The following is a 19,536-nucleotide window of genomic DNA, read 5'->3' as shown; positions in this document are numbered from 1 at the left end:
GGGTAAAAAACGAACCCAAATCTTAGTAGAGAAGACTATTTTCCTCTTTGTGTCCCTACCCTACGGGAAGCCGCCCTTGCGGTCGTCTACGCTGCGCTCGAGGGCAAGCTTAGTGTCTTTGTGGTGAAAAAAGAATTATTGAAACACCAAGACACTAAGACACCAAGAAAAATCCATTTCCAAGACTCACACCTTGACAGGGGCAGTGGTTAGTGGTTTTTCTAATCACTACTATCTACTATCCACTATCCACTAACTAATTTATCGTGGTTTTAGTTGTCGCATCGCAGTTGCACCGATAATTAATCCTGCTATCTGCGCCCAATAATTAATGCTAGTCAGTGGGTTTACGCCACCAGGAATGCTTAAACTACCAATGCCATAAAACAACTGTTGTACCAACCACCAAAATGTATAGAAAACCGCTGGTAATTGCACAGGTATAAATACAATCAGCAGAGGCATAACTGTGTCAATTTTAACTTTTGGAAACTTATAAACATATGCCCCTAAAATAGATGCGATCGCACCATTCGCTCCAATCAATGGTATTGTCAAACTAGGGTCAGCGAGAATTTGTATTATCTCTGTCAGAATGCCACACATGAGGTAAAACCCTATAAACTGACCATGTCCGAGAATTTTTTCCAAATTTCTACCAAAAACCCACAAAAATAACAAATTACCTAATATTTGGCTAAAACTGCCGTGGATAAACATTGCCGTTAGCAGAGAAGTAGAACGCGATAACAAAAATATCCCAGCAGCTAAATTACTAGATAGTACATCGCCCATAGCACCATTCATTTGTGCGGGAATCAGCCCCCAATTGTAAACTAAATTGCCTAATATACCCTCAATCTCTAGCTTCAATTCCCACAAAAATAAGGCAATGTTAATACCAATCAGCCAGTAAACAATAATCGGCTTTTTACGTGTGACAATAAAAATGTTATCGCTAATAGGAATCATTGGAATTAGTCAATAGTCAATAGTCATTGGTCATTGGTCATTAGTCATTTGTTAGTGGTTAGTGGTTAGTGGTTATTCTCCCCATCACCCCATCTCCCCTATATATGGCAAGATTGGAATCAGATTGTCGCGCATTCAACTAGGCGAACCAAATGCTGGGAAACACACTTGTTGGACGATACCAAATAATCAGCCATTTGGGAGGAGGGGGATTCGGTGAAACTTTTGTCGCTTGTGATACTCAATTACCTGGTAGTCCTAAATGTGTTGTCAAGAAACTTAAACCCCAAGCAACAGATCCTGTAAGCTTACAAACAGCAAGACGATTATTTGATACGGAAGCCCAAGTTCTCCATAAATTAGGCACGCACAACCAAATTCCTCAGCTTTTGGCATATTTCGAGGAAAGTGAAGAATTTTATCTGGTACAAGAATTTATTGAAGGTCATGACCTTAGTCAGGAAATTACATCAGGAAAACCCCTAAGTCAAGACCAAGTAATTTCTCTTTTAGAAGAAATTTTGCGAATCTTAGATTTTGTCCATCGACAAAACGTAATTCACAGAGATGTCAATCTCTATAACTTACTTAGACGCGAGCAAGATGGCAAGTTAGTTTTAATTGATTTTGGGGCAGTTAAACAAATCACTACTCAGGTGATTAACCCTAACGGTAAAACTAAATTTACCGTTGCGATAGGCACTCCTGGATATATTCCTAGTGAACAAGCCCAGGGCAATCCAAAATACAGCAGCGATATTTATGCTGTAGGTATTATTGCTATTCAAGCACTGACTGGTTTATCTCCTGACCAATTTGAAGAAGATGCAGATAGTAATGAAATTATTTGGCAAAATCATACTACCGAAGTAAGTCAGGAGTTCGCCCAATTTTTAGACAAAATGGTGCGCTATGACTTTCGCCAACGCCACCCTTCGGCAACCGAAGCTTTGCAGGCGTTAAAAGAATTGAATAATCCTAGTTCTCAGACAATCGCTTTAAATATTCCTTTTTCTAATCAGAATTCTATAAAAATCAATAAACCCAAAAAAAGTGTATTGATAAAATTGCTGAGCGGAGCGATTTTAGCAGGATTAGGTACAGCAGCGTCAATATACATTTTTCATACTATCAATTCTGTTAACGCTACAGAATTATACAGGCAAGCCAATGTGCTTTATGAATTACAGCGTTATCAAGATGCTTTATCTGCCTATGAAAAAGCAGTAAAAATTCGACCAGATTATGCTGATGCTTGGAATGGCCAGGGCAATGTGCTGAATGAGTTGAAAGAATACAAAGCAGCACTGTCAGCATACGATAAAGCAATTCAAATTGAACCTGATTATTTAGAAGCTTGGGTAGGTCGGAGTTTTGTATTAAAAAATTTGCAACGATACCAAGAAGCAATTGCCTCTTTTGATAAAGTTTTACAACTTGAAAATAACTCTCCTAAAGTCTGGAATGCAAAAGGAGAGGTTTTAAGTAAATTAAAGCGATACGATGAAGCAATATCAGCTTATGAACAAGCAATTAAATGGCAAAAAGATGATTATGTAGCTTGGTATAATAAGGCCTTGGCTCTGCAAAATTTAAAACGTTACGAAGAGGCAATATCAGCATACGATCAAGCTGTTGAAATTAAACCCAGCTATGCAGAAGCATGGTATCAACGCGGTAATGCTTTAGTAAATTTGCGACGTTATCAAGACGCATTTACAGCATATGATAAAGCCGTACAATCAAATCAAAGTTATTACCAAGCATGGTTGGCAAGAGGCAATACCCTGATTAATTCGCAACGCTATCCAGAAGCAGTTGAATCGTTTAACCAAGTCATCAAATATAGCCCCAACAACTTTGAAGCATGGTATGGAAAGGGCTGGTCGCTACATCAAATGCAACGCTATGAAGAAGCGATTACAGCTTACGACCGAGCAATTGAACTGAAGCGAGGTAATTATTTAGTATGGTACAACCGGGGCAATTCCCTATACAATTTAAAGAAATATGAAGAAGCGATCGCCTCTTACAACCGAGCAGTACGTTACAAACCGCAACACTACGAAAGCTGGTTTTCCAAAGGCAATGCCCTATTTAATTTGCTGCGTTATCAAGAAGCGATCGCCGCTTACAATGAAGCCATTAAATTGAAGCCAGATTACGAACAAGCGATCAAAGCCCGTGACGTCGCTCAAAGTCAGTTACCACTCCAAAACCCGAATCTACCTACTGTTCCACCTACACGCTGACGTTAGCAACTGGGGTGCGTGTACAAAAAGAAGGTGTTGCGATCGCAACACCTCTTCTGAGCATGGGATGATTTTCATAGTTTGGAATAGCGAATAAGCTTTTACCTTTCCCTTTACCCTTTATCCTTGCCTCTATTTTAATATGCATCCTCAACCTCAAGTTGAGCCACTGTCACAGCATTGAAAGCGAAAGCAGCAACCAATGGAATCGGACATCTTAGCCAATAGGTAACGAAAGCTGCAATCATAGTTGCAATCACTGCTGTTATCGACCAGACACGTTCCTCAGAGGTTAATCCCTTTTCGGCTTTAATTAGTCTGAGAACTTGTGCTGGAATTGGTTCAGGCATTACTGCACCGGGAGGAAAAGCCCAATAACTGTTACTGCGTTCAATAAATAAGTCTGTCCAGCCATTGTCTTGGCACCATTCTTCAATCCATTGATCAGAGTAATGTTTCATATTCGGCCTGCCAATTCGATTCAAGAAATCCAGCATAATAGTTAGAAAATTAATGAATATAATTTTGTTGGTTAATCTCGATGATTTATGAATTATCTTTTAAGTTAATGGTTTGGATAAATGTTAAACTTTGTTAAGGAATAAATACACCTCATAATAACTCTTAAATGACCTTTTTCTTTAATAATCAGACTAACAGGACTTTGATTATTCTCGCAGCGAATGAAAATAAACTTAACTTAGGAAATTGTAAATAAATATTTCGCAACAAATAAGCGAGTTAATACTATCAATAAAGGCAGAAACCAAAAGTATCTTGCAGGCTTATGCTAGCGGGGTTAACGCCTATCTTGCCAACCATCAAGATAGCGCCTTGAGTTTAGAATATGCCGTTTTGAAATTACTTAACCCCAATTACAAACCCGAACCCTGGCAACTTGTACATACACTCACTTGGGGCAAAGTCATGTCCTACGATCTAGGCGACAACCTAGATACAGAAATTGAGCGCAGCATTTTACTCAAAATCCTAACACCACAACAAGTAGATCAACTCTTTCCCCCCTATCCAGCCGACTATCCCATTATTGCTGCAAGGGGCAATGGGCATCGGGCAAGGGGCATCGGGCATAGAAAAGATCCAGAGAAGACTATTTTCCTCTTTGTGTCCCTACCCTACGGGAAGCCGCCCTTGCGGTCGTCTACGCTGCGCTCGAGGGCAAGCTTAGTGTCTTGGTGGTGAAAAAAGAATCATTGAAACACCAAGACACTAAGACACCAAGAAAAATACATTTTCAAGACTCACACCTTGACAGGGGTAGAGAGGGAGGGTTAGCGATCGCAAGATTAAGGATTGGATTTTGACAATTAGGTAAAAAAGTAGTTGCAGTGGGAGATGTACGCGTTTTGCAGTAGAAAAAGATCTATGTTTTCACTGGAAACTGCTGATGAAATCATCAATGGGAATGGCTGTCATGGTCATTACTTTCACACTACCACGCGACGATAACTCAGCTGCTACACGAGCCATTGTCTGGTTGTCTGGCCCTTCCACAATATTTACGAAGTCGTAGGGGCCTAACACAGCGTACTGAGATATAACTTTCACCCCCATTGCTTCAAATTCCTTGTTAACTTCTTTAATGCGGTGTGGGTGAGTTTTAATGGTTTTGGCACCCTCGTCAGTCAAATTGCTCAAAAGAATGTAAGTAGCCATTTGAAACCTGCCTTTTTCAACGCTTAAAATCCGGATACTCCCCTGCCATTTTCTATATGAATATACTCATCTCCCACTACCGGACTATTTAGAAAGTCAGGGAAATCAAATCATCTGGCAAATATACCACACACGCGGTCTAATCCTCTCAAAATGAAGGTTTGGGTCTTTGAATCTCATTTATGCTTCATCAGAGTTGAACGCGATTGATTATTATCAGCAAATTGAATTGAACACGGTGAAAACTGAGATTGACAGTCGCAAAAATTTATGAACCTTCACCTTTGCTAACCCACTTTTAGTCTAATTCAGTTGACTATTAAAGTCACAGAATATTGCAAAATTCAAACAACTCTTATTAGTACATTCCGCCAAGAAGATGAAAACAGCATCAAAATAGAAGAAAGATCTGGGTGTATCTTCCAGACCACTTAAAATTAGAGGGTGCGATGAAAAAGTGTAAGATTTGTGGTAAGACAATACGTCCTACCGAACTTCATATTGGGTGTGGATTGTCAGCTCTAAATCCATTAATTATCAATTCTCCAACACGTAGTCGTACACCAAAGCGTACTTGTCCAAAGTGCGGCAGAGAGGTGAGAAGTCCGAGGAAAAGGCTTTGCCACATCTGTCGTGGTGATAAGTAAGTTGAGATGATTATCCGATACAAAGCCCCTCACTTACCTATGAGGGGCGATCGCGGAGGGACGACTAGGGGCGGTTAGGGGCAATGGGGTGCGATCGCTCTACCAAAAGCATTTCTCTCTCATCACCAATACTCAGTACACAGATAAATACAAGTCTATTACTAAAGTGGTGGTAAGCTGATTTTTTGGGTGACATCACCACTACTGAAGTTGCGCTCATCCGCTAGTATGTAACAAAGAAGAGTTGAGGGCAAGGAATTTTACTGGTGATGCAAATTAAACAACTAAGTGCAAAAGCAATTGGTGGAAATTCTCAAACAGGCGTAAAAACTCATGAATTTTTAGGGTGCAAATGAAGCGTGTTGGTGTAATTGGTGGCGGACAACTTGCCTGGATGATGGCAGGGGCGGCAAATAAGTTAGGAGTAGAATTGGTAGTGCAAACTCCTAGCGCTAACGATCCTGCTGTTGCGATCGCTCATGAGACTGTTTTCGCCTCAGTTGATGACGCAGCGGCTACAGAAATATTAGCCACAAAATGCGATATCATCACTTTTGAAAACGAGTTTGTTAACCTTGAAGCTTTATCGCTGTTGGCAAAAAAAGGTGTTTGCTTCCGGCCAAGTTTAGAAGCATTAGCTCCACTTTTAGATAAATATCATCAACGCTGTTATTTGCGTGATTTAGGCTTACCTGTTCCCGAGTTTTTTGACATTGATGGAGTTTTAAAAGAGAATACCAAAGATGGAACTCAAGAGCTAGGAGTTTACAGCCAAGAATTAGGAATTGAAAATGAGAATATTTCTAAATTTTCACAAATTATAGAATTAGATTTTCCTCTTGTTTTAAAAGCTCGCCGTCATGGTTATGATGGTCAAGGTACTTTTATTGTTAATGATATAGAGACTCTACGGCAAAAATTAGAATCTGCGATCGCTAAAAAATCTATCTTATCTCATCCAGCTTTTTTATTAGAAGAATTTATCCCATTTGCACGGGAGGTGGCGGTAATTGCAGCGCGTTCTGTGCGTGGGGAAGTGGTGATTTATCCAATTGTAGAAACTCAACAAGAAGAACAAGTATGTCGACGGGTAATTGCCCCAGCTAATATTTCACCACAAGTAGCAGCAGAAGTTGAGAAGATTGCTCGTACCCTTCTCAATAGCCTAGAAGCTGTAGGAATTTTTGGCATTGAACTATTTATTACTGCCGATGATCGAGTATTGGTGAATGAAATTGCACCCCGGACTCACAATTCTGGACATTTTTCTCTCGATGCTTGCGAAATATCTCAATTTGAGCAGCATTTGAGAGCAGTTTGTGGCTTACCTTTGGGAAACCCAAATTTGCTTTGTCCATGTGCTATTATGGTAAACTTGTTAGGCTACGAAAAATCCCAAAGCAATTATATTGCTAAACGCCAACAACTGGAACAAATCCCTCAAGCTCACATTCATTGGTACGGTAAAACCGAATCGCGTCCCGGTCGAAAATTGGGACATGTTACGGTATTGTTAAGTAATCAAAACAGGGATCAAGCAATGGCGATCGCCCACACTATAGAAAACATTTGGTATCCCAATTAAATTCACAAAAAAAATCAAATTCAATACCCACAAAATTATTTTAAAAGCTATAATCAGATTAATTGCACTGCGACGTTGGTGACTGCCAACAAGTTTTGTGATCTATGACTTGAAAGTTAAGGGAACCAAGCAGTTTTCGTGGCAGTAGACCGGGCATGTACCCGGAAACTTTAAACGAGAAGCACCGGTGCCCACCTGGTTTATCCAGGTCAAAAACTTAGGTAAAACGGCGTTGCGGTGAATTAAAATTATTAGCTCCCTCAGTCAATTAAGGCTTGGGAGCTTTAATTATTAAGTAGAGGCAGAATGAATAAATAGGTGATAGGGGATAAGTGACTAGGGACTAGGCACTTGGGGCATAGGGCATAGGTAAGAAAACCAATTCCCAATACCAAATCCCCGATCCCTAATACCCCTTTTTGTATCAATTGATTCTAAATTGTTGAGAAACAAGAGTTAAGATCGCAAGATTGGGATAAATTGTGATTAAAGCTCTAAGAATATTGTTACAAAAATTCATTAATACCGTGTTTTCAGCCTCGGTCTTTAAATTAGATAATGGTTTGACGTTTATTCATCAAGAAATTCCCACTACTCCTGTAGTTGTGGCTGATGTTTGGGTGCGTGCTGGTGCAAGAGTTGAACCAGAACCTTGGTTCGGCATGGCTCACTTTTTAGAACATATGATATTTAAGGGGACTGCAAAACTTGCGCCGGGAGTCTTCGATCAAAAAATTGAAAACAGGGGTGGGGTGACGAATGCAGCTACTAGCTATGACTACGCCCATTACTGTATCACTACAGCTTCTCCTTTCCTAGAAGATACTCTGCCTTACCTGGCGGAACTGTTGCAGAATGCGGCTATACCAGAAGATGAATTCTTGTGCGAACGAGATGTAGTCATAGAAGAAATCCGCCAAGCACAAGACGATCCGGACTGGATAGGATTTCAAGCACTCATCCAAAGCATATATCAGCACCATCCTTACGGACGTCCTGTGTTAGGAACACAACGAGAACTTATGCAGCAGTCACCAGAAGCAATGCGCTGCTTTCACCGCAATCATTACCAACCAGAAAATATGACGGTAGTGGTTGTTGGGGGAATTGGCGAGGAATCTGCTTTAGAGTTAGTCAGCAGTACATTTCAGAATTTTGGCGATCGCTGCTGTGACTGTCCGCAAGTTCCAGAAATTGCAGAACCAATTATAGCAGGAATTCGTCGTCAACAATTGGATTTACCACGGCTGGAACAAGCACGGTTATTAATGGCGTGGATTGGGCCAGGAGTTGAACAACTCCGCAACGCCTATGGTTTAGATTTGCTCTCAGTATTACTTGCAGAAGGACGAACATCACGCTTAGTACGTGACTTGCGAGAAGAACAACAACTAGTGCAGGGAATATGCAGTAATTTTTCCCTACAAAGAGATTCAAGTTTATTTACAATTACTGCTTGGTTGGAGCCAGAAAATCTTGAACGCGTCGAGTCCTTAATCCGCCACCACTTGGATGATTTACTCACCTATGGCATCAGTGAACAGGAATTAGCTCGTTGCCAACGATTATTATGTAATGATTTTGCATTTTCTACAGAAACGCCAAATCAGCTTGCTGGACTTTACGGATACTATAACACCATTGCTCAAGCAGAACTAGCAGTGACATATACAGAAAAAATTAAGTCTTTTGATACCCAACAACTGCAAGAATTAGCAAAAGAGCATCTTTCACCCAACCATTACGTGGTTACGGTACTTAAACCCTATTAGTCAAGAGTCCAAAGTCAAGAGTCAAAAGTAATGACTCTTGACTCTTAGCTCTTGACCCTTGACCCTTGACTACAATATGACAACCTCCTTACAAAAATCCCATATCCATCGCACTGTATTAAACAATGGCATAGTGGTACTCCTGTCAGAAAATCCGACAGCAGATATCATCGCAGCGCGGATTTTTATTCGTGCTGGTAGTTGTTACGAAAGCCGAGATAAAGCTGGATTAGCACATTTGCTGTCTGCTGTGCTGACAAAGGGATGTGATGGACTTTCGAGTTTGGAAATAGCTGAACGTATAGAGTCTGTAGGAGCAAGTTTAGGTGCAGATACAGCTACCGATTATTTTTTGCTGTCTTTAAAGACGGTAACATCAGATTTTGCAGAAATTTTAGCATTGGCAGGGCAGATTTTGCGATCGCCCACATTTCCAGAAGCCGAAGTTGAACTAGAACGACGCATTGCCTTACAAGATATTCGTTCGCAAAAAGAACATCCATTTAGCATCGCTTTCGACCAACTGCGGCAGATCGTGTATCAAGATCATCCCTATGCAACCTCAGCGTTAGGAGATGAATCAACCATGAGCCACATAACTCGTATGGACTTAGAGCGGTTTCACCAAACCTATTTCCGTCCGGATAATCTAGTAATTAGTATTGCTGGTCGAATTACACCAGATGCTGCTGTAGCAGTGGTAGAAAAAGTATTTGGTGATTGGCAAGCGCCTGTTGATACTCCACTGCCCACACTAAATTTACCAAATCTCACCGTGCAACCGCAAGTGGCGATCGTACCCCAGCAGACGCAGCAATCAATCGTCATGCTGGGTTATCTCGGAGTAGCAGTGCACTCTACTAACTACGCAGCCTTGAAATTGCTATCTACATACTTGGGAAATGGGCTTTCCAGTCGATTATTTGTAGAACTACGTGAAAAGCGGGGTTTAGCTTACGAAGTATCCGCGTTTTATCCTACACGGCTTTTTCCCGCAGCATTTGTAGTTTACATGGGTACCGCTCCAGAAAATACTCAAATAGCCCTTGCTGGACTGCAAAAAGAAGTTGATTTACTATCTACCACCCCACTTGCAGAAGTAGCACTACAAGCAGCCAAGAACAAAATATTAGGACAGTACGCCTTAGGTAAACAAACTAACGGTCAACTGGCTCAGCTATATGGATGGTATGAAATTTTAGGGCTAGGAATTGAATTTGATCGAGAATTTCAAGAATTGATTGCGAATATTAGTATTGCTGATGCAATGACAGTAGCTTGTCGATATTTACAGGAACCTTATGTATCTCTGGTCGGTCAAGAGGAAGCGATTAAGAGTGCAATTTCTTCCTGATATCAACTTTAAAAGACCACTTACTGATTGCTTTTTACACCATTTTGCCATAAGAGTATTACCATAATCAGCTATACCAGGGGCAAATTCCAATGAAAAGCAGCATGAAAACCAGTATCTTGGGTTACTCCAGTTTACTAAACCCATCGATATGCTGTATGTGGGAAAGGAAACAGAGGTATAAATCATTATTGGCGATGAAAATACTGTTATTTTCCCCTGTACCTCTGCTTCTTTGCTCCTCTGCTTTAGTATCAGTTGCAGCACCTTCACAACAAATTGCCCAAGTAATTGCACAAGCTAGCATCAACCGTCCCACTCTTACACCAGGTAGTCAAGGGCAAACTGTATCAGAACTTCAAGCAGCGTTGAAACTTTTGGGCTTTTATACGGGTACAGTAGACGGAGTATATAATGAAACAACAGCCAAAGCTGTTTCTCAGTTTCAACAAGCAGCAGGCTTAAGTGCAAATGGCATTGTTGATGCAACTACTTGGCAAAAACTTTTTCCAGGCGAAGCGATCGCATCTTCATCTCCTACTCCTTCTGCCACAAATTCCGCCAGTAGCTTTCCTGTTCCGTCTCAGACTGGGAATAACTCTACACCAGTCTTAACTCAAATTGGCAATAATTCCACATCTGTTTTCACTCAGACAGGGAAAAACTCCCCAATCATTGCTACTCCTCCAGAACCAACACCCACAAAACCTCCTAGACAAGCTGCACCTGCTAATTCTCAAAAAAAGCCTGTAACACGCTCATCGTCTGTACACACCGAACAAACCACCCGTACGCAACAAACTACGCGCACCCAACAAACTGTCGGTGTTCAATACACTTCGCAAGGATTGCCAATTTTACGTTTAGGAATGCGCGGTTCTGAAGTTGCGAAATTGCAGCAAAAACTGCGAAAACTTGGTTACTTCAGAATTAATGCTGATGGCAACTTTGGCAAGGAAACCGAAACAGCGGTGAAAGACTTACAAAGCCGCTACGATATTAAACCTGACGGTGTAGTTGGTGGCGCAACTTGGGAACTTCTACTGCAACAGCATTAGTTGTTAGACTTTAAGTTTATCACTCAAGGTTGATGTAGAACTTCAATTCAATTTCAAAAATTGTTACAAACCTACAGAAAATATTGTGGGTAGAAATTTTTTTTGTTTGTTGTTTGTAATTGGAATTGGAGAAAAAAATGAATCCCAAAAAATATCACGACCCCAGCACACCAGGGTCTTCAGTTCATGGTAATGGAGAAATTACTGTAGATGCAGGGCCTGATACTTCCTAAATCCCAATACGAGATTTTAATTAAATTTTTATAATTGCATTGTTTTCACTTCAATAATATATACTCTCAAAAATTTTTTCTCACTCCCCCTTGACTCTCCAGTTTACTGGAGATTCCAGAATGGAATTACTTCATAGAGGGAGGATTGAAACATGACGCTACAACTAAAAGTTCCGAACATGGCTTGTTCAGCTTGTGGAGAAGCGATCGCAAAAGCCATCCAAGCAATTGATCCTACTGCTACGGTTCAAGCCGATCCGCAAACAAAGCTAGTTAGCATCGAAACACAGGCATCCCAAGCAGCAGTTCAGGAAGCAATTACAACTGCTGGCTATTCAGTCGCATGAGATTGAACTGGGTGCATGCAAAGGAGCAATTCAGTCAATAACCCTGCCCTATAGATTTGACCTCCTATTCTCTCCGCCTTGCTTGGCTGAAAGCGTAGTCCTCCGGAGAAATCTTGATGGAAAATACCACACTTAAACTGCGCGGCATGAGTTGTGCCTCTTGTGCCAGGAGTATCGAAGACGCGATTAATTCTGTTCCTGGTGTTAATGAATGTAGCGTAAATTTTGGAGCAGAACAGGCAACGGTTGAATATGACCCCAGAACAACCGATTTACAAGCTATCCAAGATGCGGTGGATGCCGCTGGCTATTCCGCCTACCCACTCCAAGAACAGAATTTGGTAACGGGAGAAAATAATACCGATAAAATTGCTCATTTGCGTGAATTCCGCTACCTACTGCGAAAAGTTGTTGTGGGTGGGGTAATTAGCGTTGTGCTATTGATTGGGTCGTTGCCCATGATGACAGGCTTGGCTTTGCCCTTGATTCCTATGTGGCTGCATAATTCTTGGCTTCAATTTGTGCTGGCAACGCCTGTATTGTTTTGGTGTGGTGCAGACTTCTTCAAAAATGCTTGGAAAGCGTGCAAACGCCACGCTGCCACAATGGATACCTTAGTTGCCCTTGGTACGGGTGCAGCTTATATCTACTCCATTTTTGCCACAGTTTTCCCCGGTTTCTTTACGGCTCAGGGATTAATGCCTGATGTATATTACGAAGCAGCCGTCGTGATTATTACCTTAATTCTGTTGGGACGGTGGTTAGAAAATCGTGCTAAAGGACAAACCTCTGAAGCGATCCGCAAGCTCATGGGTTTGCAGGCTAGAACTGCGCGTTTGATTCGCAATGGACAAGAAGTAGATGTCCCTATTCAAGAGGTACAGATTGGCGATATCGTGCTTGTTCGTCCTGGTGAGAAGATTCCTGTAGATGGAGAAGTAATAGAGGGAACATCCGCAATTGACGAAGCGATGGTGACTGGGGAAAGTGTGCCCGTCAAAAAGCGACCAGGAGATGAGGTAATTGGAGCCACCATCAATAAAACTGGGAGTTTCAAATTCCAGGCGACACGAGTTGGAAAAGATACCGTATTGGCGCAGATTGTTCAATTAGTACAGCAGGCTCAAGGCAGCAAAGCCCCTATTCAGCGATTAGCAGACCAAGTAACAGGATGGTTTGTGCCTGCGGTGATTGCGATCGCTGTTCTCACCTTCATAATTTGGTTTAACTTCACAGGCAATCTGACCATGGCACTCATCACAACTGTTAGTGTCCTGATTATTGCCTGTCCTTGTGCATTGGGTTTAGCTACTCCCACTTCTGTCATGGTAGGAACTGGTAAAGGAGCCGAAAACGGCATTTTAATTAAAGGTGCTGAAAGTCTGGAACTGGCACACAAGATTCAAACGATTGTGTTGGACAAAACCGGAACCATTACTGAAGGCAAACCAACAGTCACGGATTTTGTGACAGTAAGCGGTACTGCCAATGCTAACGAAATCAAACTTCTGCAACTAGCAGCATCTGTAGAACGCAATTCCGAACATCCAGTTGCAGAAGCGGTTGTGAGATACGCCCAATCTCAAGAAATAGAGTTAATAGATGTGAGAGATTTTGAGGCGATCGCAGGTAGTGGTGTACAGGGTATTGTTGCCAACCATCTCGTACAAATTGGTACGCAGCGCTGGATGGAAGAATTGGGCATTAAAACTCAAGCCTTGCAACCAGACAAAGAACGCTTGGAATATCTAGGTAAAACAGCTGTTTGGATTGCGATTGATGGAGAAATCCAAGGATTGATGGGTATTTCTGATACGATCAAACCTACTTCTGCCCAAGCAGTGACAGCTTTGCAAAGACTCGGCTTAGAAGTTGTGATGCTCACAGGAGACAATCGTCGTACCGCAGAATCCATCGCCCGCGAAGTTGGTATCAAGCGCGTCCTTGCAGAAGTTCGCCCCGATCAAAAGGCGGTGGTGATTCAGTCTCTGCAAGAAGAAAGGAGGGGGAGATGGGGAGAACCGGAGATGGGGAGAAAGAAGAATTCTTTTCTCTCCCACTTCTCCATTCCTCCACTCCCTCACTCCAAAATTGTGGCAATGGTCGGTGATGGCATTAATGATGCACCAGCATTAGCGCAAGCAGATGTGGGAATTGCAATTGGTACTGGTACAGATGTGGCGATCGCTGCTAGCGACATCACCCTCATATCTGGCGATTTACGAGGTATTGTCATTGCTATCCAACTTAGCCGCGCCACAATCCGCAACATCCGTCAGAACTTATTCTTCGCGTTCATCTATAACGTTGCCGGAATTCCCATTGCGGCTGGTATTGTTTTCCCCATCTTCGGTTGGTTACTAAACCCGATCGTTGCTGGTGCAGCAATGGCGTTTAGCTCAGTTTCAGTAGTCACAAATGCTCTGCGTCTGCGTAACTTTCGAGCCAAAGCGATAGCATAAAGAGGGTGCAAATGTTGAGTAATAAGGTAATTATCGGTAGTATTGCGAGTTTAGGATTAGTGTTTGGTATTGCTGAGGGTCAAACAATGGCACAGATGACCCATGAAATACCAACAAGCGAAACTTCACAGACAACGCAGTTTCGACGTATTGAACAACCACTGTGGGTAAAAGGTGCAATTACAGCCGGAGGCTTAGCATTAATTGGACTGGAGTTATGGTGGTTCCTCCTGAGTAAGCTGAAGTCCCAAAAAGCAGAAGCTCATAACGGCATTCAAGAGGTTAACATTACCGTAGATGGAGGCTATGAACCCAGCCGTATTGTAGTTAATGGAGGTCAACCCGTCCGGTTGAATTTCCTACGGCGTGACCCCAGTGGCTGCTTAGAGCAAGTCGTGTTTCCCGATTTTCACATTGCCCAAGAATTACAACTGAATCAGATTACCCCAGTTGAGTTTATACCTCAACAACCTGGTCAATACACCTTTGCCTGTGGGATGAATATGTTTCGCGGTGTCTTAGAAGTCAAAGCCACTGGGTGATCTGGTATTAAAAGGAATCGCAACCAAGGCGAACCCAGTTTAATTCTCTAGTTCACTCTGTCGTTGATAATAAATTAATAAAAGTTATCTAACCAAATACCAAATATGTTAGTCCAAGAACAGCTAAAACAAATCGGTACAGTAGCTAAAGAAAGTGGCGTACCAATTAAAACCATTCGCTACTATGAAGAACTCGGTCTACTCAAAGCATCAGGGAGAACCGAGGGTGGATTTAGATTGTTTGATTCGGATACTTTGTCTCGCTTGAACTTTATTAAACGCGCCCAAAGTCTTGGTTTAACTCTATTAGAAATTAAAGAATTTTTGAATGTTCACGACCAAGGAGAATTACCCTGCGAACATGTCAAAGCTAAGCTGCAAGATAAGCTAGTAATTATCGATGAACAAATCCAGCAACTTCTCATCCTGAAATTAGAATTAGAAGGGCTACTTTCTGGATGGGAAACAATACCTGAAAGTTCTGAGCAAACAATTTGTCCTATTATTGAACGAGCTTAAATAATTTGACAATCTATTTATTACCAGCAGATAGACTGGTTAACCAGTTTATCTGCTGATTTTTTGTTAAAAAATTATTTATTTTTAAATACACTTAAAAAAAATGACTATTAACGTGAGTTCGACGGGACTAAAAAAGGCAGGAGGTAGAGCAGGCAAATCTTGTGGGTAAATGTCACCTTCGTATCTCCAGCTTGAAATGCCATAGGCACGAGGTTAGAAGTATTGGGTATATTCTAGAAAGCCGTACCTGCTTTTCTAGCAAGCTGTTCGAGTTGCTTATCAGCTTTCAGACTCGTAATAGTTCTCTTAAACTTCTTGTACAGGCAGCAAATCAACTTTCAAGTGGCGAGACAAACGACATCAGCAACTTACAAACCCTCTGTCTGACTTGTAACCAAAAGAAAATAGACCACATCGATCCCCGCTCTAGGCGTTATTTTGCACTTTAGATTAGGATAGATTGTTAGTTTCTGACTTTTATGCCGAACAAGTTAAATAGCAACCCCCTAAACTTCACTAAAGTTAGTCTGAAGCTTATCTTTGGCAGCTTGATTTTTATGGCTGTTTTAATAGCAGCTTTTCCGTGGTTGTATGAAATCAAAACCAAAGCTGGGATCAATATATCCAAAAGTCGCCACGCAGGGCCTTTTTTTGAGAAACACACTCGCGGACTTTTCAAATGTGAGTGGCTTTATCCTTACCATTGCGATCGCTCTCCAAAATAAGAAATAGGGAAACACAGGCAGATTTTGAAAACCTGCCCGTACGTCGAGTTATTTTTACCTTTGTGTCTTTGTGTCTTAGTGGTGAAAATTTAAACCACAAAGGCACCAAGACACCAAGCAAAATCTTAATTCGCACCTCAACAGGCCTACCCTATTTGACTCGACCAATAACTAACATCAACAGCTAACCTTTGTCCTAATTTCAACAAATGACGGTATCTAGTTGTATCCTCGCCATTGGCGATCGCCATCTGACATTGGGGCAAAATCTTATTGTATAAACAACTAAAGTATAGTTCCTGGGAGCGATCCAAGGTGATGCCAACATCTAGCTGATATGCGACATCAATCAAGCTTTCCAAGCGTTGCATCTCTGCATCAAATGTACCATTAACATCGTGTAACAATTGCCAAAGCGATCGCAAAATCAACTGTTCTAACATCTGCTTGCCTTCGGGGATATTTAACCGACAGCGCAGGTGTTTGGCTTCGCTAGCGATCGCCTTTAATTCGAGGATATGACTTACAGTCAGTTGCGGTTCGCTGATATCTTGCTCTAAGGCACGCAATGTCGTCATACACCGATAACTCAAAGCAATCTCCGCTGCTACTTGCAACTCTTGCGGTGCTGCTAGTCCATCCCGCTGGAATGCCATCAACACACCATAATTATCTCTATAAGTCTGGGTATATAGTTGGTCTAAGCGTGTCAGTGTTTCTTGACTTAGCAATCGCATCAAGCGGTGACGTTCCTCAGCGAAGAGATTCTCTAAGTTAAATGCTTGATCCCCAAATAATTGCATCATCGTCAAGATAATGTTAGCAGCACTAGCTGTTTGCAGTGATGCTAATAGTTTTTCTTTCTGTTGGCTGTAAGTGCGCCTTCCCTCGAAAGGTTGAATGCAACAGTGGAAATCCCAACCTCCTAAATGCAGGACTGCAAACACCAAATGTTCACTTTCCCAAGTGATTTCTGAGATCAACTTTAAGTGTCCCACTGCCAGTGTTAAAGATCCCAGACGTTGCAGGTGGTAATCTAACTCGTGAACGTCGTAGCAATAAGCACGCTTTTGATAGGGATGGGAATGTCTGACAGTACAGTTATTGGCAGATCCACCATTGCGCGTTTCGCCTTTGTGATTGTTAAATAGTGAAGCGATCGCGTGATGTGCAGCAACTTGCTTAAAAGTGATCTGCGAAGTCGCCACCAGTTGCCGATAAACTTCTGCGCCGTGTTTAAAGATATCAACATTACTGGGAGCAATAGCAAGGCGTTTCAGGAAGCCTTTTTCTAACTGCACGCCTGCCACATCTCCCGCCAGTTCCAAAGCCCGGGCGGCGTAGCGCAGAATCTGCGTTCCTTCTGGGCGGGATATTTCTTCAAAAAACCAACCACAACTAGTGAACATCAGCAAAGTGTGACGTTGCATTTCCAACAGGCGCAAAGCGTCTACTTGTTCTGCATCTGTGAGTTTGTGGGTTTGATGACGACAGAGGAAGCGGTGAACATTGGCAGGAGAACGATCCAGAATTACCTTGATATACTCATCTCGTGCTAGCCAGGGATCGCAGAAAAACTGTCTGCCGTGTTCTTCGTACACTTCAACTAAGCGATCGCGCAACCAATTCAGGGCATTTCGCAACGGGCGACGCCATTGTTGATGCCACTCACCGCCACCACCGCAACCACAATCATCTTGCCATCTGTCAACACCGTGGGCACAACTCCACGCAGTAACTGGCTTTAATTCCACTTCCCAAGTGGGAGGATTGATGCTGAGATAATGGGCAAAGTTCGTGACTGTCCAACCCCGGTGGGCAAACTCTTTTGTAAAGGCAAATGCCAGAGTTTTCTCAGTTCCGCCCTTGTGGTGTCCAAAGGTTTCTCCATCTGTCGCCACAGAAATTAACTGGGCAGGACGATGATCCCCACGCACTGCCGAACCGATGCGTCCCGCCAAGTGGCTAGAACTGTAGAGGACATCGCTAAAGCCCATGTCTCGCGAGATGGGGCCATCGTAGAAAAAGATATCAATGTAGGGGCATTGGGCATTGGGCATTGGGCATTGGGCATTGGTATGTTCTGTATCCCGATCGCCATCTCTGGGAGACAAAGAAACCGTACTTAAAGGAGAAGAAGCAGTGCTGAGTGTTGGTTTGAGGTAACAGCGATAGGGACGTGTGGGATCGATCTGATTACCACCAACTTCGTGCCATTGTGGATGGGGATTATCTTTGGTAGGTAGGAGACGGCAACGCTGTGCTTGCGAAGGTGCCAAAACAATAAAGCGAATGCCTTCTTTTACCAAAGCTTCCAGAGTTGGGTAATCTACCGCAGTTTCTGCCAGCCACATACCTTCGGGATCGCGTTTAAAGCGGGATCGGAAGTCTGCTTTGCCCCAGCGAATCTGCGTATATTGATCTCGTTCGTTGGCAAGAGGCATGATGATATGGTTGTATACTTGCGCGATCGCATTGCCGTGACCATGCAAACGCTGACAAGATTTACGATCTGCCTCCAAAATTCGTTGATAAACCTCTACATCGTGGCGTTCCAGCCATGACATCAGCGTTGGGCCAATATTAAAGCTCAAATACTCATAATTATTCACGATCCCCACCACTTCGCCTCGGTCATTTAATACCCTGGCGAACGCATTTGGGCGATAGCATTCGTGGTGAATTCGCTCATTCCAATCATGAAACGGTGCTGCGCCCGGTTGGCGTTCAATCGCATCCAAATATGGATTTTCCCTTGGCGGTTGGTAAAAATGACCGTGTACCGTGACATAAACACCCGTTGCCGCGATCAAGGGATCGTGCATTTTGGTGTTTGTGGAATTTTCTGACGATGTCAAATTTGAGCCAGACGTGGCTGGCCGTTCAGCTGCAGAAGTCATGTAGTGTTATCCAAAATCAAAGATACTTGCAGTTGCGCTGAGAAATATATCCGTCTAACCTTTACAGCGGCATTTCTACAAATGTTAGCGTAAACAAAAGTAATGAGAGAGATGCAAATTCAAAATAGCTATCTGAATATTGTCGGTAATCTGCGTTATCAAGCAGCCCTATCCCCGAATTCAGGAATAAAACAGCCACTGAAAAAGCCTCTGTGAGAGGTTTTCTCATTGGCAGTGCGAAGAAATTTAATTGTCTTTTAATATATTAAACATGATTTTTGATGTAGAATGTACGGAATTTTCAAAAACAATTGCAAAGAAAAGTTGCAAAATCTCCGTAAAACTATAATTTATTTTACAAATGTTGCTGCCTGAAGGGAAACAGTAAAAACTCGGAAGCGTTAAACCATATGGTTACGATTATTCTGAAGTCTGGTTGCATAATCACGTAGTAATTGCTTTTCTCTGTGAGATTTTGGCTTAATTTA

The 19,536-nt window shown here is 42.3% G+C and carries 17 protein-coding genes, 1 other RNA gene and 1 pseudogene; 13 read left to right on the top strand and 6 right to left on the bottom strand.

Annotation, left to right across the window (positions count from 1 at the left end; all coding sequences use genetic code 11):
• Positions 1 to 261 precede the first annotated feature (261 nt).
• Positions 262 to 972, bottom strand: a complete 711-nt coding sequence (locus tag HXY43_RS14360) for a rhomboid family intramembrane serine protease (protein ID WP_290883924.1) — start codon at positions 970 to 972, stop codon at positions 262 to 264.
• A 152-nt stretch (positions 973 to 1,124) separates the two neighbouring features.
• Between HXY43_RS14360 and HXY43_RS14355 the strand changes: the two genes are divergently transcribed.
• Entirely contained in the window at positions 1,125 to 3,224 is a 2,100-nt protein-coding gene (locus HXY43_RS14355; protein ID WP_290883922.1) for a serine/threonine-protein kinase, read from the top strand.
• On the opposite strand, the gene HXY43_RS14350 is transcribed toward HXY43_RS14355, so the two are convergent.
• Positions 3,214 to 3,372 carry a hypothetical protein gene (locus HXY43_RS14350; protein ID WP_290883920.1) on the bottom strand — a complete coding sequence of 53 codons (159 nt, stop codon included), beginning with the start codon at positions 3,370 to 3,372 and terminating at the stop codon, positions 3,214 to 3,216. The genes HXY43_RS14355 and HXY43_RS14350 overlap by 11 nt on opposite strands.
• Complete coding sequence (locus HXY43_RS14345) at positions 3,362 to 3,685, bottom strand: hypothetical protein (RefSeq protein WP_290883918.1); 324 nt, start codon at positions 3,683 to 3,685, stop codon at positions 3,362 to 3,364. Before HXY43_RS14345 ends, HXY43_RS14350 begins: the two co-directional genes overlap by 11 nt.
• A gap of 316 nt (positions 3,686 to 4,001) precedes the next feature.
• On the opposite strand from HXY43_RS14345, the gene HXY43_RS14340 reads away from it, so the two are divergent.
• Positions 4,002 to 4,427, top strand: a complete 426-nt coding sequence (locus tag HXY43_RS14340) for a penicillin acylase family protein (protein ID WP_290883916.1) — start codon at positions 4,002 to 4,004, stop codon at positions 4,425 to 4,427.
• Positions 4,428 to 4,616: 189 nt separating this feature from the next.
• On the opposite strand, the gene HXY43_RS14335 is transcribed toward HXY43_RS14340, so the two are convergent.
• Positions 4,617 to 4,901 (bottom strand): GYD domain-containing protein, encoded by a 285-nt coding sequence (locus HXY43_RS14335; RefSeq protein ID WP_290883914.1) that lies wholly within the window; start codon positions 4,899 to 4,901, stop codon positions 4,617 to 4,619.
• Positions 4,902 to 5,612: 711 nt separating this feature from the next.
• On the bottom strand, positions 5,613 to 5,768 hold the full coding sequence (locus HXY43_RS14330; RefSeq protein ID WP_290883912.1) for a hypothetical protein: 156 nt from the start codon (positions 5,766 to 5,768) through the stop codon (positions 5,613 to 5,615).
• Positions 5,769 to 5,900: 132 nt separating this feature from the next.
• Between HXY43_RS14330 and HXY43_RS14325 the strand changes: the two genes are divergently transcribed.
• From HXY43_RS14325 to HXY43_RS14275, 11 genes and pseudogenes are all read left to right on the top strand, one after another.
• Positions 5,901 to 7,133, top strand: a complete 1,233-nt coding sequence (locus HXY43_RS14325; protein WP_290883910.1) for a 5-(carboxyamino)imidazole ribonucleotide synthase — start codon at positions 5,901 to 5,903, stop codon at positions 7,131 to 7,133.
• Between the two features lie 61 nt (positions 7,134 to 7,194).
• Positions 7,195 to 7,378, top strand: a non-coding RNA gene (gene ssrS, locus HXY43_RS14320) — 6S RNA.
• 282 nt (positions 7,379 to 7,660) lie between these two features.
• The gene (locus tag HXY43_RS14315) at positions 7,661 to 8,905 is read left to right on the top strand and encodes a pitrilysin family protein (RefSeq protein ID WP_290883908.1); all 1,245 of its coding nucleotides are present in this window, start codon (positions 7,661 to 7,663) and stop codon (positions 8,903 to 8,905) included.
• Between the two features lie 76 nt (positions 8,906 to 8,981).
• A complete protein-coding gene (locus tag HXY43_RS14310) occupies positions 8,982 to 10,259 on the top strand; it encodes a pitrilysin family protein (RefSeq protein ID WP_290883906.1) in 1,278 nt (425 codons plus the stop codon).
• 197 nt (positions 10,260 to 10,456) lie between these two features.
• The gene (locus HXY43_RS14305; protein WP_290883904.1) at positions 10,457 to 11,317 is read left to right on the top strand and encodes a peptidoglycan-binding domain-containing protein; all 861 of its coding nucleotides are present in this window, start codon (positions 10,457 to 10,459) and stop codon (positions 11,315 to 11,317) included.
• Between the two features lie 385 nt (positions 11,318 to 11,702).
• Positions 11,703 to 11,897 (top strand): heavy-metal-associated domain-containing protein, encoded by a 195-nt coding sequence (locus HXY43_RS14300; RefSeq protein WP_290883902.1) that lies wholly within the window; start codon positions 11,703 to 11,705, stop codon positions 11,895 to 11,897.
• A gap of 116 nt (positions 11,898 to 12,013) precedes the next feature.
• Entirely contained in the window at positions 12,014 to 14,359 is a 2,346-nt protein-coding gene (locus HXY43_RS14295) for a heavy metal translocating P-type ATPase (RefSeq protein WP_290883900.1), read from the top strand.
• Positions 14,360 to 14,370: 11 nt separating this feature from the next.
• On the top strand, positions 14,371 to 14,901 hold the full coding sequence (locus HXY43_RS14290) for a cupredoxin domain-containing protein (protein ID WP_290883898.1): 531 nt from the start codon (positions 14,371 to 14,373) through the stop codon (positions 14,899 to 14,901).
• 105 nt (positions 14,902 to 15,006) lie between these two features.
• Positions 15,007 to 15,420 (top strand): heavy metal-responsive transcriptional regulator, encoded by a 414-nt coding sequence (locus HXY43_RS14285; protein ID WP_290883897.1) that lies wholly within the window; start codon positions 15,007 to 15,009, stop codon positions 15,418 to 15,420.
• Between the two features lie 338 nt (positions 15,421 to 15,758).
• Positions 15,759 to 15,872, top strand: a pseudogene (locus tag HXY43_RS14280) (HNH endonuclease); the annotation flags it as partial.
• Positions 15,873 to 15,902: 30 nt separating this feature from the next.
• Positions 15,903 to 16,148: a hypothetical protein gene (locus tag HXY43_RS14275; protein WP_026732055.1), complete on the top strand. Its 246-nt coding sequence runs from the start codon at positions 15,903 to 15,905 to the stop codon at positions 16,146 to 16,148.
• Positions 16,149 to 16,294: 146 nt separating this feature from the next.
• On the opposite strand, the gene HXY43_RS14270 is transcribed toward HXY43_RS14275, so the two are convergent.
• Positions 16,295 to 19,048, bottom strand: coding sequence for a DUF3536 domain-containing protein (locus HXY43_RS14270; protein ID WP_290883895.1), 2,754 nt, complete (start codon positions 19,046 to 19,048; stop codon positions 16,295 to 16,297).
• Positions 19,049 to 19,536 lie beyond the last annotated feature (488 nt).

It is taken from the genome of Fischerella sp. (assembly GCF_013388695.1).
GTDB lineage: Bacteria > Cyanobacteriota > Cyanobacteriia > Cyanobacteriales > Nostocaceae > PCC9605.
Note: the sequence above shows the minus strand (reverse complement) of the source record. Positions and strands in the feature narration are given on the sequence as shown.

Excerpts from the sequence above, each read along its gene's own strand:
- HXY43_RS14360 (WP_290883924.1), bottom strand. The coding sequence starts at position 972 with ATGATTCCTATTAGCGATAACATTTTTATTGTCACACGTAAAAAGCCG.
- HXY43_RS14355 (WP_290883922.1), top strand. The coding sequence starts at position 1,125 with ATGCTGGGAAACACACTTGTTGGACGATACCAAATAATCAGCCATTTG.
- HXY43_RS14350 (WP_290883920.1), bottom strand. The coding sequence starts at position 3,372 with ATGCATATTAAAATAGAGGCAAGGATAAAGGGTAAAGGGAAAGGTAAA.
- HXY43_RS14345 (WP_290883918.1), bottom strand. The coding sequence starts at position 3,685 with ATGAAACATTACTCTGATCAATGGATTGAAGAATGGTGCCAAGACAAT.
- HXY43_RS14335 (WP_290883914.1), bottom strand. The coding sequence starts at position 4,901 with ATGGCTACTTACATTCTTTTGAGCAATTTGACTGACGAGGGTGCCAAA.
- HXY43_RS14330 (WP_290883912.1), bottom strand. The coding sequence starts at position 5,768 with ATGAGCGCAACTTCAGTAGTGGTGATGTCACCCAAAAAATCAGCTTAC.
- HXY43_RS14325 (WP_290883910.1), top strand. The coding sequence starts at position 5,901 with ATGAAGCGTGTTGGTGTAATTGGTGGCGGACAACTTGCCTGGATGATG.
- HXY43_RS14310 (WP_290883906.1), top strand. The coding sequence starts at position 8,982 with ATGACAACCTCCTTACAAAAATCCCATATCCATCGCACTGTATTAAAC.
- HXY43_RS14305 (WP_290883904.1), top strand. The coding sequence starts at position 10,457 with ATGAAAATACTGTTATTTTCCCCTGTACCTCTGCTTCTTTGCTCCTCT.
- HXY43_RS14300 (WP_290883902.1), top strand. The coding sequence starts at position 11,703 with ATGACGCTACAACTAAAAGTTCCGAACATGGCTTGTTCAGCTTGTGGA.
- HXY43_RS14295 (WP_290883900.1), top strand. The coding sequence starts at position 12,014 with ATGGAAAATACCACACTTAAACTGCGCGGCATGAGTTGTGCCTCTTGT.
- HXY43_RS14290 (WP_290883898.1), top strand. The coding sequence starts at position 14,371 with ATGTTGAGTAATAAGGTAATTATCGGTAGTATTGCGAGTTTAGGATTA.
- HXY43_RS14285 (WP_290883897.1), top strand. The coding sequence starts at position 15,007 with ATGTTAGTCCAAGAACAGCTAAAACAAATCGGTACAGTAGCTAAAGAA.
- HXY43_RS14275 (WP_026732055.1), top strand. The coding sequence starts at position 15,903 with ATGCCGAACAAGTTAAATAGCAACCCCCTAAACTTCACTAAAGTTAGT.
- HXY43_RS14270 (WP_290883895.1), bottom strand. The coding sequence starts at position 19,048 with ATGACTTCTGCAGCTGAACGGCCAGCCACGTCTGGCTCAAATTTGACA.